The organism is Kitasatospora aureofaciens (assembly GCF_019192735.1).
Taxonomy (GTDB): Bacteria; Actinomycetota; Actinomycetes; order Streptomycetales; family Streptomycetaceae; genus Kitasatospora; species Kitasatospora aureofaciens_A.
This window is the reverse complement of the sequence record NZ_JAHTKP010000084.1, coordinates 16,102-29,015: the sequence shown is the minus strand read 5'-3', so window position 1 is coordinate 29,015 and position 12,914 is coordinate 16,102. Positions and strand designations below refer to the sequence as shown.

Annotated in this window: 11 protein-coding genes; 4 read left to right on the top strand and 7 right to left on the bottom strand. The window is 71.5% G+C overall.

All coding sequences use genetic code 11. The annotated features are described in order from the left end of the window. Positions 1 to 95: 95 nt before the first annotated feature. The 7 genes from KV557_RS37955 to KV557_RS37925 all read right to left on the bottom strand — a co-directional run bounded on the left by KV557_RS37955 (position 96) and on the right by KV557_RS37925 (position 6,850). On the bottom strand, positions 96 to 257 hold the full coding sequence (locus tag KV557_RS37955) for a hypothetical protein (protein WP_218206194.1): 162 nt from the start codon (positions 255 to 257) through the stop codon (positions 96 to 98). A 30-nt stretch (positions 258 to 287) separates the two neighbouring features. Next, positions 288 to 527 (bottom strand): DUF4240 domain-containing protein, encoded by a 240-nt coding sequence (locus KV557_RS37950; RefSeq protein WP_256178550.1) that lies wholly within the window; start codon positions 525 to 527, stop codon positions 288 to 290. 68 nt (positions 528 to 595) lie between these two features. Then, complete coding sequence (locus KV557_RS44265; RefSeq protein WP_305149045.1) at positions 596 to 2,107, bottom strand: NADH-quinone oxidoreductase subunit NuoF family protein; 1,512 nt, start codon at positions 2,105 to 2,107, stop codon at positions 596 to 598. Further along, positions 2,104 to 3,480 (bottom strand): hypothetical protein, encoded by a 1,377-nt coding sequence (locus KV557_RS37940; RefSeq protein ID WP_218206190.1) that lies wholly within the window; start codon positions 3,478 to 3,480, stop codon positions 2,104 to 2,106. Before KV557_RS37940 ends, KV557_RS44265 begins: the two co-directional genes overlap by 4 nt. A gap of 169 nt (positions 3,481 to 3,649) precedes the next feature. Beyond that, on the bottom strand, positions 3,650 to 3,787 hold the full coding sequence (locus tag KV557_RS37935) for a hypothetical protein (protein WP_218206188.1): 138 nt from the start codon (positions 3,785 to 3,787) through the stop codon (positions 3,650 to 3,652). A gap of 473 nt (positions 3,788 to 4,260) precedes the next feature. Next, positions 4,261 to 4,704 carry a hypothetical protein gene (locus KV557_RS37930; protein WP_218206186.1) on the bottom strand — a complete coding sequence of 148 codons (444 nt, stop codon included), beginning with the start codon at positions 4,702 to 4,704 and terminating at the stop codon, positions 4,261 to 4,263. A gap of 463 nt (positions 4,705 to 5,167) precedes the next feature. Then, on the bottom strand, positions 5,168 to 6,850 hold the full coding sequence (locus KV557_RS37925) for a S53 family peptidase (protein ID WP_218206184.1): 1,683 nt from the start codon (positions 6,848 to 6,850) through the stop codon (positions 5,168 to 5,170). 101 nt (positions 6,851 to 6,951) lie between these two features. On the opposite strand from KV557_RS37925, the gene lepB reads away from it, so the two are divergent. From lepB to KV557_RS37905, 4 genes are all read left to right on the top strand, one after another. After that, positions 6,952 to 7,977 carry a signal peptidase I gene (lepB, locus tag KV557_RS37920; RefSeq protein WP_256178549.1) on the top strand — a complete coding sequence of 342 codons (1,026 nt, stop codon included), beginning with the start codon at positions 6,952 to 6,954 and terminating at the stop codon, positions 7,975 to 7,977. Between the two features lie 267 nt (positions 7,978 to 8,244). Beyond that, positions 8,245 to 9,993, top strand: a complete 1,749-nt coding sequence (locus KV557_RS37915; RefSeq protein ID WP_218206182.1) for an immune inhibitor A — start codon at positions 8,245 to 8,247, stop codon at positions 9,991 to 9,993. A gap of 451 nt (positions 9,994 to 10,444) precedes the next feature. Then, on the top strand, positions 10,445 to 11,158 hold the full coding sequence (locus KV557_RS37910; protein WP_218206180.1) for a response regulator transcription factor: 714 nt from the start codon (positions 10,445 to 10,447) through the stop codon (positions 11,156 to 11,158). Beyond that, on the top strand, positions 11,155 to 12,570 hold the full coding sequence (locus tag KV557_RS37905; protein ID WP_218206178.1) for a sensor histidine kinase: 1,416 nt from the start codon (positions 11,155 to 11,157) through the stop codon (positions 12,568 to 12,570). Before KV557_RS37910 ends, KV557_RS37905 begins: the two co-directional genes overlap by 4 nt. Positions 12,571 to 12,914 lie beyond the last annotated feature (344 nt).

Sequence of the window (12,914 nt, the reverse complement as noted above, 5' to 3'; positions counted from 1 at the left end):
CGCGTCCCGCTTGAACTCGGCCGTGTACCGCTTGCTCATGTTGCTCTTACCGCTCACTATCAGGACTGCTTCCTCCGGGACTCAACGTCCCAGTATCAGGCTGTCCAGTTCAGTGGGGGAACTTCACTGGCCCCGTCCACCATCTCGACGAGCAGCGCCCGATGGCGCTTCCACGCCTCGTAGAAGACATCAGCGTCACCTGTGAGGTACTCGAACGCGTAGCTTGCCGCATAGTTCGCGGCCTCGTCGTAGATCACGTAGTCGAAGCCCCGGGGCCGCGGCCTCGATCACTGCGGGGGTTGTCCGCCAGATCGTCCGGGTGAGCGGGCTGCCGGCTCGTGCCGGTCCTGCCGGAGGGCGATCAGGCCCGCCCGGAGGTCCATGAAGCTGTCGTCCGAGCAACCTCCCCCGATGAGATAGGCGCCCGCCCACACGTCCCAGCGGTACACGGCGCCGTGCACCTCGTCGAAACGCTCCCGGTAGGCGATGATCTCCTCCTGCGGGAGCCTCGCCAACTGGTCCACCAATGCCTCAGCGGTCCGGCACCCGTGTAGTCAGACGCGGGCCGGGCCCCTCGATCACCTGGCCACCCGTCTCAGCGGCCGGACACGGCGAAGCGAAGGGCCAAGGCCGGGCACTGGTTGACCGCCCGTTTGGCGGACAGCGTCAGCCAGACCGGCACGGGGCCCTCACTGACCACCGGGAAGCCGTGCCGGTCGAGCGTGAACAGCTCCGGGGCGATGTCCGCGCACAGCCCGTGCCCGTCGCACAGAGCCCAGTCCACCTTCAGGTTCACCCGGCCGACCTCGCCGACGTCCCGGTCCGGGCCCCAGGGAACAGTTGGCAGCACTGCGCGCACCCGCCGTCCGCAGCCGGCGCGCTCGGTGTGCGCTCGGACGTCCTCGGCGAAGGCGCTGAGCGCGGACCGGACGAACCCGGCGGAACCGTCGGGGTGGGAACAGGCTCCCTGTCCCACCACTGCGGCGGCGAGCCGACGGACCTCCTCCACCGCGCGGGCACCGCCACCGGCGACCATCGCGCCGAAGGCCCGGGCCAGCTCCGGCAGTCCGCGCCGGCAGGGGCCGCACTGGCCCGCCGACTCCGCGGCCAGCCGCTGGACGATCCGGTGCGCCTCGCCCAGCGGGCAGGTGTCCTCGGACAGCGGGATGACGATCCCGGCGCCGAACGTTCCGCCGGACTGCCGCATCCCGGCCCGGGAGCAGGGAGCGGTCACCGCCGACGCCGCATCCAGGAACATGCCGTGGTAGCCGCCGACCAGCACTCCTTGGCCCGGCCCGGTCCCGCAGGCGTCCAGCACCGCACCGAGCGGGGTCCCGGCGGGGGCCTCCACCACCACGGGCCGCCGGGCGCCCGGGCGGTTGACCGTGAGCAGTACCGTTCCGGGCTCGGCGTCCGGCCCCACGGCGCGGTACGCCTCCGCTCCGAGCCGGGCGGCGACGGCCAGTTGGGCGTACGTCTCGGCGTTGGAGAGCAGCGTCGGCAGCCCGTCCACACCGCCGAGTCCGCCGTCGGAGGAGCGGACCTTGCGGCTCGGCGGCAGGGCGACCAGGCCGTTGATGCCGCGGATCAGCGCACCGGACTCGCCGGAGACGAAGCGGGCCGGCTGCTGCACAACCCGGATCGGCAGCCGGGAGCGGCGTTCCGCGACCGCCGCGGGCATCGAGGTGACGCCCGGGCTGCCCTCGTCCACGCCGACGGCAACGCTTTCGGCGCGCAGCGCCTCGCCGACCAGCAGCGCACCGTCCAGGACGAGGTGCGGGGCGCGGGCGAGCAGCATCCGGTCCTTGGCGCTGCCCGGCTCGCCCTCGGTGGCGTTGACCACGACGGCTGCGGGCAGACGCCGGCGCCGCGTGGAGTCGATCACAGCCTGGAGCTTGCGCGCGAAGGGGAAGGCGGCGCCGCCCTTCCCGGCCAGCCCGATCCGCTGGGCGAGGTCGACCAGCTCCGGCGCGCCGTACTTGGGCAGTGGCCCGTGGACGGCGAGATGGGCCTCGTAGCCCATCCGGATGTACTGGTCGAGCCCGGCGGTGAGCCGGGGCGGTCCCATCCGGATGACCTCCGGGACGTCCGCGGTGCCGGCCGTCATCGGTTCGGCCAGGAGTCGACGCCGTAGCCGAAGGGCTGTGTCCACGTGGGCTGGTACCCGTAGCCGGGACCGGCCCAGGACCCCTCCGCGGGCGGGAACTGCGGGCCGGTGTCGGGTCCCTGCGGGTACCCGGGGTTGCCGACGTACGCCTGGGGCGGGTACTGCTGGACGTACGACTGCTGGGGGTACTCGGCCTGCTGTTGCTGCTGCTGGAACGCCGCCTGCTCCACGAGGTACTGCTGACCCCCTCCGTAGAGCATCGCGTTGAGTTCGCCGGTGTCCCAGGCATCCATCGTGAACTGGGCCTGCTGTTGCATCTGTTGTTGCTGCTGTTGCTGCTGGAACGCCGCCTGCTCGGCCAGGTACTGCTGACGGCCGGCGTCGAGCAGGGCGTTCAGCTCACCGGTGTCCCAGTGCATGGCGGCTGGGTCCATGGACACCGGGGCGGGCACGGTGGCAGCCGAGGCGGGTTCCGGCGTCGCTGCCGGCCGGGCGTCCGGAATCTCCACGTCCAGCGCCAGCAGCGCGGAGGACTCGCCGAAGACGGGCAACTGGTCGCCGATCGGCGGGTAGCCCGCCTCCTCGCCGGGGCCGATCAGGTCCACGGCCATCAGGCGGCGGTTGGCGTTGACGCCGGTGGTGTTGCGTCCGGCTCCGTACAGGAACTTGATGAGCAGGACGAGTGCCACCGCGGCCATGTTGACGCCGTACGACCACACGACCCAGCCCCTGGCCGGTCGCCCGGCCTCCAGCCCGTGCGCGAGGGCGAGCGGCCACGAGGCGTAGGCGACCCAGTGCATCGGTCGCCACAGCCGGGTGAGACGGGGGTTGCCGGCGAAGCGGCCGCGGAGCGCGCCGGTCACCGCGGCCAGGACCAGGAGCTCTGCGGCGATGGTGCCGACGCCGACCACGAAGCTGGTACCGGAAGCGAACGGCACGACCGCCGCCGCCGGGGCGGCATGCCCCTCGGCGACCTTGTTGGCGACGTGGATCACCAGCGTCACCACCGCGGCCACGGAGACGGCGCGGTGCAGGGCCTGCACCGCGACCCTGTGGCGCGGCGTCAGCAAGCGTCGTTCGGCTGCCAGGAGTCCGAGTGTGACGCTGCCGCTGAGGGCCATCAGCGTCAGCACGCCGAAGAAGAAGTCGACGAACCGGTGCACCGCCTCCGTGCCGCTGCGGTTGTGTGCCGTCGCGGGGAGTTGGAGAGCCTGCAGCACTGTGGCGACCACGGCGAGCACCACCACGGCGGCAGCGATCAGGATCGTCACCGGGGGCCTCGGCAGCTCCGGTGCCGTGCCGGCGGCGGCCGCGCGAAGCCGCACCACGGTGTCCCGCGGGGACTTGCGACGTGGCCTTGTCGAATTCCTCAAGCTCTGTCCTTGTCCGATAGTGATGGTGGCCCGGCGGTCGGCTCGGACCCGGTGCACATGAGCGTGGGTTCCCCGGCGACGGACGACATCAGCCGTGTGGCGCCGGGGAAAGCGGTGGGAGACCCACCGCCTGGGTGCCGGCGCGCCTCCGCGCCCGGCGGGTGGCGCTCTACCAGTGGCTGCCGTAGACCGGCGTGGGGGCACTGCCCGTCGCGGTCGGCATGCCGGTGGGCGGGTAGGTTGCGCCGGACGCCGGCTTGCCGGTGGACGGATCGGTCTGGCCGGACGTCGGTATGGCAGTCGGCATACCGCTCGGCTCGGTCGGCCGACCGGTGGGCATTCCGGGCGGCCTGGTGGTGGGCTTTCCGCCCGTTTTCAGCGTCGGCGCTCCGACTGGCGTGGTGGCGGGCATTCCGGTCGGCGTACCTACGGGTTCGGATGTCGGCCTGCCGGACGGTGCACCGACCGGCAGTGCGGTCGGCGTGCCGTTTGTCCCAGCATCCGACGGCGGCGCGGCGACGGAAGGAGCGGCGGTCGGGACGGTGGGAGTGCACGCCACGGCCAGCAGCGAGGTCCCGACGGCGAGGAGGAGGTACGACATCCGCCGGCCGCCGGGGACTCGGCCACCTCCGCCGCGAGGGCGGAGGGAAGTGGTCCGGGATGAAAGTTCCATGCTGCGGTCCCTCCGGGATGAGCGATTCCGATGAGCGCTGTGAGCGCGGTACGGGCCGGAGCCGGACGAACCGGACGAGGAGGGCGGTACCTGTCCGGCCTCGGCGGTCACCCTGCGGCGACCAGCGGATGAGCGTTCTTGTCGCTGACCTGTGCCGACGCGGTTGCCTGCTGTGCCGGAGACTGACCGGACGCAACGGCTGCGGGCCGGCCCGACGGGCCGCTCTCCAGCGACGCTGGTCCGGCCTGCTTGCCCGCCGCGACCGGCGCCTGGCCAGGGGCTTCGACGGCCGCCGCGCCGGACAGTGGCATCACCGTCGTCGTCGGCGTGGTGCCGACGGTGCCGTGAGCCGGAGCCACCGGGCGGGTACGGAAGGCCAGCTGGTGGCTCACCGCTTCGTCGAGAGTGACCGGCCGCTTCAGCTCACTGGCCAACTCAGATGCGAGAAACCCGAGTTCGGCGACGCGTTGCCAGTCGAGACGGACCACGAGGCGCAGCTCCGCGCCTCCGTCAGGGGCGGCTGTGACAGTCGGGATGGCCATGTCGTTCACGGGTGATCCTTACGGTGCGGGGTCGTGGCGGGGGTCGTGGCGGGGACGCGCGTCGGCAGTCGGCCGTGGCCGGCGGCCCGGCGTGCGTCGGCATGCGTCGGTGTGGGCCCGAATGCCGGCCGCCCGACAGACGGCATGGCGACGCGGGCGGGCGAGGTGAGCCCGGCGCTGTGCTGCCCGTACCGGGCTTGGCGAGAGAGACCGTACGGCCTTTCGGCCCGTCGAAAACACCGTCAGCGCAGAACCTCAGGTTTCCCTAAGGGAGCGCTCACTCCGGGCTCAACCGGTACCACCCGGGTCCCGCCCAGCACCGCGTCGACGGTGCTGGGCGGGAAGCCCTCGGAAGCTCCCGGGCCACCGGGCGCGCGGGACCTCGTGCGTTCGGCAGCGGCCTGCGCCGTACGCGGCTTCAAGGGCCGGGCGGGGCCGTCCCACTCGGGTCGCCCCACTCGGGCCGTCCCGTTCAGCGGTGGGCGGCGAGCAGTCGGTCGGCCAGCTGGTCGGCCACCGGGGTGCCCCAGCCGGTGACCTGGTCGTAGCCGGTCCTGGCCCGGAAGTCCTGGTTGCCGCCGGAGGTCACGTCGTGGAACGCCGCCCCGCCGCCACCGGAGCCGGCCAGCGCGTACAGCTTCGGGTTCGCCTCGCCCAGCACGGCCTGGCCCGCCGCCTTGGCCTTCTGGTTGTACAGCGCGGTGAAGCCGGCCCACAGCGGAGCAGCCGCCGAGGTGCCGCCGATGATCTGCCAGCCGGGGCCGGCCTGACCCTGGGTGAAGATCGCGAAGCCGCTGGCGGGATCGGCGTCGGAGGAGACGTCCGGTACGGTGCGCCCGGCGGTGTTGACCCCGGTGCCGTTCTGCCAGACCGGCTTGGCGAAGACCTTGGAGGTGCCGCCGCCCGAGGTCCTCCAGGCGCTCTCGGCGGAGTAGGTGTTCCCGCTCAACCTCAGGTTGGTGCCGCCCACACCGGTGTTGTGCGGGCTGGAGGCCGGGAAGTCGACCGCGGCCACGCCGGGGCCGCCGGCGGAGCGGGTGCAGTCGCGCGAGCTGTCGTCACCGGAGGCGGAGAAGATCGAGATGCCCTGGGCGGCGGCCTGCTTGAACGAGTTGTCGACCGCGGTCATGATCGAGGCGGTGGTGTCCGGCTCGCAGGAGCCCCAGGAGATCGAGATGACCGACGCCTTGTTGTCCGCGACGATCCTGGCCGCCATGTCGACCTCGCCCTGGTCGCTGTTGGGCGCCTCGTAGATCAGCTGCTGGGCGTTCGGCGCGACACCGCGCACGATCTCGCTGTCCAGCTCGACCTCGCCCTGGCCCTGGCCGGGGCGGGCGTCGTAGTTGGCACCGTCCACCGGGACGGTCTGCACGGCCGGGCCGGACAGTCCGAACCTGCGGTCGTACGCGGTCAGGTCGGACGAACGGTAGCCGTCGAACTCCCAGAGGGCGACCGTGGTTCCGGCGCCGTTGGTGCCGACTTTGCCGAGGTTGTAGGCGCCGTCGTACTGGGCCGGGCCGTACCCGCCCGGAGTGGCGGCCGGGGTCGAGGCGTCCGGTCCGGACATGCGGGTGGTGCGGCTGGTGTGGTCGTCCAGGCCGACGATCCCGGCGACGACGTCCGACAGATCGGACGGCACCGACGCGGGAGTGTCGTTGGCATGGAACGTCCGGTGCTGCTCGCCGTCGAGGTACGTGCTCTCGTGGGTCCCGAAGGCCGCGGCGATCCGGTCGGCCGTACCGCCGATGTTGACCACCTGCCGGTTGGCGCTCACCCCGGTCACGGTCAGGCCCTGGGAGGTGAGGAAACGGGTGACCCGGTCCACGTCGCCCTGGGTCGGACTGTATTCGGCCTTGAACTGATCCGGCGTCAGGTACTTCCCGTACCGCGGATCCCCCGGGGTGGAGACCGCCGTGAGGAACCGGTCGAGGGCGGCGGTGTTGCGCAGCTTGAGGTTGACGGAGACCGCCAGCGGCTGCCCGGCCACGAGGGCGCCCTGCCGCTGGGAATGGGACACGGCCGGGGACATGGTCTCCGGCAGCGCCGTTCGGGCGGCCGCAGCCTGCGGAGTCAGCGAGGCGTTGGCACTCAACGAGACGGCGGCCAGCGACAACACGGCCAGACCGGCAGACAGGGCGAACGATCGATATCGCACGGATCCTCCAGAGGACGGGAACGTTCCGGGTCGGGGAACGTTCGAACGAGCCTTGCCGAAGAACCGTTAGAGAAGGCTTAGGTCGGCTTTATCGAAAGGTGATGGGAAAGCTCGCCTCCCCGGTGATCCAGGGATTTTCGGAATGGCCGGCGACTTTCACCGACGCGCGTATCGGCCCTCACCCGCAAATGGTCGCTAAGCTCCCGCCGATGAGAACTCGAGGCTTTCACGGTTCGCGGCGGCGGGTGCGCCACGGTGCCGCTCGGGGGCGGGCCGAGCGGCGCAGGGTCGCCCGGCGTGCGGTGCGCCGGCGGAAGCGTTCCCGCCTGTTCGAGCTGCCACTGATCACGCTGGTGGCACTAGTGCTGGCCCTGTTGCTGAAGACCTTCCTGACGCAGATGTTCGTGATTCCGTCAGGTTCGATGCAGAACACGCTCGGCATCGGCGACCGGGTCGTGGTCGACAAGCTCAGCCCGTGGTTCGGCGGCCAGCCGCACCGCGGTGACGTGGTGGTGTTCCAGGACCCTGGCGGCTGGCTGGAGACAGATCGACAGAACGCGTCGGACGGGCCGGTGTTGCGCACGGTGAAGACCGCCTTCTCCTTCGTCGGCCTGTTCCCCGCGGACGACAAGCGGAACCTGATCAAGCGGGTGATCGGGGTCGGCGGCGACACCGTGGCCTGCTGCGACGACCACGGCAGGATCACCGTCAACGGCGTCGCGGTGAACGAGCCCTATCTCGCGCCGGGCAATGCGCCCTCTCAGCAGACGTTCGACGTCACCGTGCCCGCGGGACGGCTCTGGGTGATGGGCGACCATCGCGATGTGTCCGCCGACTCCCGCTTCCACATGGGGAGTCCGGGCCAAGGAACCATTCCGCTGACGAGCGTGGTGGGTCGGGCGGTTGCGATCGTCTGGCCGGTCCCGCGGATCCGGCACCTGGACGCACCCGCTTCGCTCTCCTCGCTGCCGGCCGCGGCCGAAGGCCTGGGGCACGCTCGACCGTCTCCCGATCCCGATCATTTCCCGGCGCAGCCTCCGTCCGCGCCGCCCGCGTTGGGCGCGCTCGTGCTCCCGGTCGGGTGGTGGCAGGGGCGACGGAGGCATCGGCAGCGGTCCGTCAGATGAGCTGGTCCTTAGGCGACTTTTAGGGGATCTCGCTGCCGACGCCATCGAGCCCTTCCGCCTCCTACGATCGAACACGCCGCTGTTCGAAGCAGGTTGAGACCCGCTCCCCGGCTGCGGCCCCCGAAGCGGACTTCCGCGTGGACCCGAGTACCGGTCCGCGTGCGGCTGCTCCCCCAGCCCCTCATTGCGCCGTCACGGCACCCTTGCCGGAGGACCCACATGACCTCACGATCAGCTCATCACCGCTCCCCCGGCCGAAGCCGCCGGGTGACCAGGCCCGCCCTCGGCCTCGCCGCTGTACTCAGCGCGGGCGCCGCCGTCCTGGGCGTGTCCTTCGCCGCCACCACGCCGGCCGCGCCGCACGCCGACGCGGCGGCCCAGCCCAACCCGAACTGCACCATCAAGGTTCCGGCCAACCCACTCACCGCCCAAGGCCTGGCCACGCCCTACACGTTGGAGGCGACCGTTCCGGCACAGGGAGCCTGCCACGAGTCCAACGGCAACCAGTCAGCGTTCGTCCAGGCCACCGTCCTCGACCCGGCCACCGGCGCGATATCCGTCTACAGTCCCCTGGTCATCGACAAGGAATCCGCCCCCGCCGTGGCGCCGGTCGTCCCGACCTTGCCGGCGAACGCCGTGGTGGGGATCTGGTTCGGCTACAACGGCAACGTCCTCACCCTGGCCGGCCAGACCACCGCCGGAAAGTGCACGGGCGGCACGCCGGGTGGACAACCCTTCGGTCAGTTCGCCTACTGCAACGCGCCGGCCTTCTTCACCGCCGCCAACACTGCGGAAGCGGCGGGCAAGCTCGCTGTCCCGCCGCTGGGCACGGCCCGCGACGGCAAGCCCTGCCCGACCACGCGTGACTTCAGCGTGGTCGACCAGGACCAGAGCGACAACGTCACCACCGAGTACCTGTCCACCGCCCAGGGCGCGACCGCCCAGAAGACCGCGAAGAATCTCTCCGCCATGAGCGGCGGGGGAACGACGCAACCCGCCGCATTGCTCAACGGCAGCGACAACCTGCTGCTCGACAACTTCCTGGACCCTGCACTGGGGTGCACCCCGTGGACGGCCCCCGATCTCGCCGACCCGGGCAGCAAGGTCACCTCGCTCGCACTCAACGAACTCCAGGCCGCCAAGCACCAGGCGGCGCCCGTCGCGCTCGTCCCGCTCAGCGACCCGATGGTCAACGAGAACAACCAGCAGAACCGCAACAAGACCAATCTCTACCGCGCGGGCGTGAATCAGCCCGCGCTCAGCACAGCGGCCAATGGCGACCCGGCGGCGTACTGCACCGACCTCGCCACACTCGGCGCCCAGCGCGTCAACCTCGACAAGCAGTTCACCGCCGCCGTCCCCTCACCCCAGGACGGCCAGAACCTCTTCGACTTCCTCACCCAGCGCCTCGCCGCCTCCCGCACCAACCTCGGCTGCCAGCAGCCGACGCCGACCGCGACACCGACCACCACCGGTCCTTCGCCGTCGAGCAGGACCACGGCGACCGCCAAGCCCACCGCCACCCCGACCGGCAAGCCGACCCCCACCCGGGCCTCCGCCACCTGTTCCCCGGCGCAGTTGCTCGGCAATCCCGGCTTCGAGACCGGTGCGGCCGCGCCATGGACGGCCACCGACGCCGTGATCTACGACTCCACGGGAATGCAGCCCCACTCGGGCAACTGGGACGCCTGGTTGGGAGGTTACGCCTCCCCCGCAACCGACACCCTGTCACAGCAGGTGACCGTCCCGGCCGGCTGCAGGGCCGGCCTCAGCTTCTGGCTGCACGTCGCCAGCTGCGACCCGTCCACCGGCGCCGACACCCTGACCGTCAAGGCCAACTCGACCGCCCTGGCCACCTACACCAACCGGGACGCAGCCGACGGCTATGTGCACAAGACCCTCGACCTCTCGGCCTTCGCAGGCCAGAAGGTGACGATCACCTTCACCGGAGTCGAGGCCACGGGCGCCGAGCAGACCAGCTTCGTGATCGACGACACCGCCCTCAACGTCTCCTGACCACGTCGGCGAGCGATCAGGGCGAACGGGTCCGAGGACGCACGCACCGGCGCACCGGCCGACCGCCGTGTCGCCCGCCCCCGTCCGAACACCGGCCCCGTCCGAACAGCGCCCCCGGCGGGCGCGGCATCCAGCCGCGCCCGCCGGAACCGTCCACGATCGGTGCCGACCGATGCCGCCGCCGATGGTGTGTCGGCAGTTCCCGAGGGCGGGCCGTGGTACTCCGGCAGCCGCGGCCACCCAGCCGAGACCGCTCGCTGTACCTCCGCTAAGGAAGCCCTAAGCCTCCGCTAAACTTCCCCGAATCCCGTCTGCATTACCCCGCTGACCAGCGGAAATCCATGACGGGCGGGGCCGTGGCCGACCGGATGGCCCGGTGTACCCGCCCCTGCCCACCCACCGGTTCGAAGACATTGTCAGCCGGATCGGCCCGTCGGCTACGGTGTGCGCCATGACATCCGTCCTCGTGGTGGAAGACGACCCGGCCATCCGTGCCTCGCTGATAGAACTGCTGGCCGGCCACCAGATGGTGGTGCGCAGCTCCCCCGACGGGTTCGGCGCACTGCGCGAGGTCGCCCAGTGGCAGCCGGACGCGGTGGTGCTGGACCTCGGCCTGCCGGACCTCGACGGCGCCGACGCGCTGAAGATGATCCGCGGCCTGTCCCAGGTCCCCGTGCTGGTGGCGACCGCGCGGGACGACGACGCCGAGATCATCAAGCTGCTCAACGCGGGTGCGGACGACTACCTGGTCAAGCCGTTCTCCGGCGGGCAGTTGCTCGCCCGGCTGACCGCCGTCCTGCGTCGCTGCACCAGCCCCGCTCGCACGTTCTCCCCCGGGGGCGGCGTCCCCGGGGCGGGCCCCGGGCCGCTGGTGCTGGGCGAGCTGCGGATCGACCCGCTCGCCCGGACGGTCCATCTCGCCGGCCGCGAGATCGGCCTGACCCGACGCGAGTTCGACCTGCTGTCGTTCCTGGCACTGAACGCCGACCGGGTGATCTCCAAACGACAGCTGCTCGCCGAGGTGTGGCGGCAGACGTACGTGGATGAGCAGACCGTGGACGTGCACCTGTCCTGCCTGCGCCGGAAGTTGGGCGAGCGCGCCGCCCGGCCGCGCTTCCTGCACACCGTCCGGGGCGTCGGTGTGAAACTGGTGTCGCCCCGGTGAGATCCGCCCTTGCCACGGTCGCACTCGCCGTGACGGTCATGGTCACCGTGTCGTTCCTCGTCCCGCTGGCCCTGCTCCTGCGCACCCACGTCCAGACCCAGGCGATGCTCGCCGCCGAGCAACGCGTGAACACCGCGATGCCGCTGCTGACCCTGGGCACGGACCAGGCCGATCTCGCCAAGGCGGTGGCCCGCGCGGACACCACGGGCCAGCTCTGCATCCATCTGCCCGACGGCAGCCGGCTGGGCACCACGCACGCCGAAACCCCGTTGCTGAACCGGGCGACGCAGGGCAGGACCGCTCTGATCGGCGACGTTCCCGGAGGCCGGGACTACCTCCAACCCGTCCTGCTCGGGCACGACCAGATCGCCGTGATCGAGGAGTTCGTGCCCAATTCGGAGCTGAACCGCGGACTGACCCGCGCCTGGACCATCATGGCCCTGCTCGCCACCGGACTGGTCATCGGCTCGGTGCTGGTCGCCGACCGCCTCGGCGCCCGCGTGGTACGCGCCTCCCGCAAGCTGTCCCACGCCGCAGCAGCCCTTGGCGCGGGTGACCTCGACATCCGCGTCGAACCCACCGGCCCGCCCGACCTCAGGGCGGTCGGCGACGCCTTCAACACCATGGCCGACCGGGTCAGGCAGCTGCTGGCGACCGAGCGGGAGCTGGTGGCCGACCTGTCGCACCGACTGCGCACCCCGATGACCGCACTGCGCCTCGCAGCCGAACGCATCGGCCCCACACCGGCCGCACCCCAGCTGGCGAAAGCGGTCGAACAACTCGAGGACGAACTGGACGCGATCATCGTCGCCGCCCGCACGCCCCTGTCCACCAGGTCCACCAGGGCTGAGTCCGGCGTCGCGCCACGCGCCACGGGCACCGGACTGCCCGGCCCGGCCCCGGGTGAGTCATGCCAGGTGTCCGAGGTCGCCGCCCACCGCGTCGGCTTCTGGGCCGTCCTCGCCGAGCAACAGGGTCGGGTCTGCACCTTCGAGGCGACGGACGAGCCAACGCCCGTTCAGCTGCCGGGCGATCACGTCGCGGCCGTGGTCGATGCCCTGGTGGGCAACGTGTTCCGGCATACCCCGGATGCCACCCGTTTCGCCGTGAGCGTACGGCGGACAGCCCAGAGCGTCGTCCTGGTGGTCGAGGACGACGGGCCCGGCATCGCGGACCCGGCCGTCGCGCTCTCCCGAGGAACCAGCGGCGCCGGATCGACCGGCCTCGGCCTGGACATCGCGCGCAGCGCGGCCGAGTCCACCCGCGGCCGCCTTCGCATCGGGCCCGGCCCGCTGGGCGGAGCACGGGTGGAGGTGGACCTCGCGCTGGCGGCCCAGGACCGACGGCCCCTCGGCCGTCCTTGGCGCAACCGCCGGCGGGGAACGCAGAAGCCGCGCGGCCGACACGGCTGACGGACCGGGACACAGCGAGGCTCGACTCCATTCCGCACGCAGCCCGAACACAGACCCGAAAGAACCCGTTACTGACGGAACGTCTCACAGATAATTCGCACACTGATGGATCATCATCTTTTGCTGACCGCTACCAGCTGGTAAATTCCCCCTCCCGCCAAGGTCGCCACCGGTGGACCTCGGCGGCGCCGGGTCCGGAGATCCCCCCGGGGAACGCCCGCCATTGAATCCACTGGTCACGGCGCCGCGCGGGGTGCCTCACCCACGGCATCCTCCGGCCGGCCCGCAGCGCCCGGCCCCGCCCTCGCGCCGGGCCGAGCAGTGACTGTCCGACAACTTGCCTT

Excerpts from the sequence above, each read along its gene's own strand:
- KV557_RS37910 (WP_218206180.1), top strand. The coding sequence starts at position 10,445 with ATGACATCCGTCCTCGTGGTGGAAGACGACCCGGCCATCCGTGCCTCG.
- lepB (WP_256178549.1), top strand. The coding sequence starts at position 6,952 with ATGGGAAAGCTCGCCTCCCCGGTGATCCAGGGATTTTCGGAATGGCCG.
- KV557_RS37935 (WP_218206188.1), bottom strand. The coding sequence starts at position 3,787 with ATGCCGACTGCCATACCGACGTCCGGCCAGACCGATCCGTCCACCGGC.
- KV557_RS44265 (WP_305149045.1), bottom strand. The coding sequence starts at position 2,107 with ATGACGGCCGGCACCGCGGACGTCCCGGAGGTCATCCGGATGGGACCG.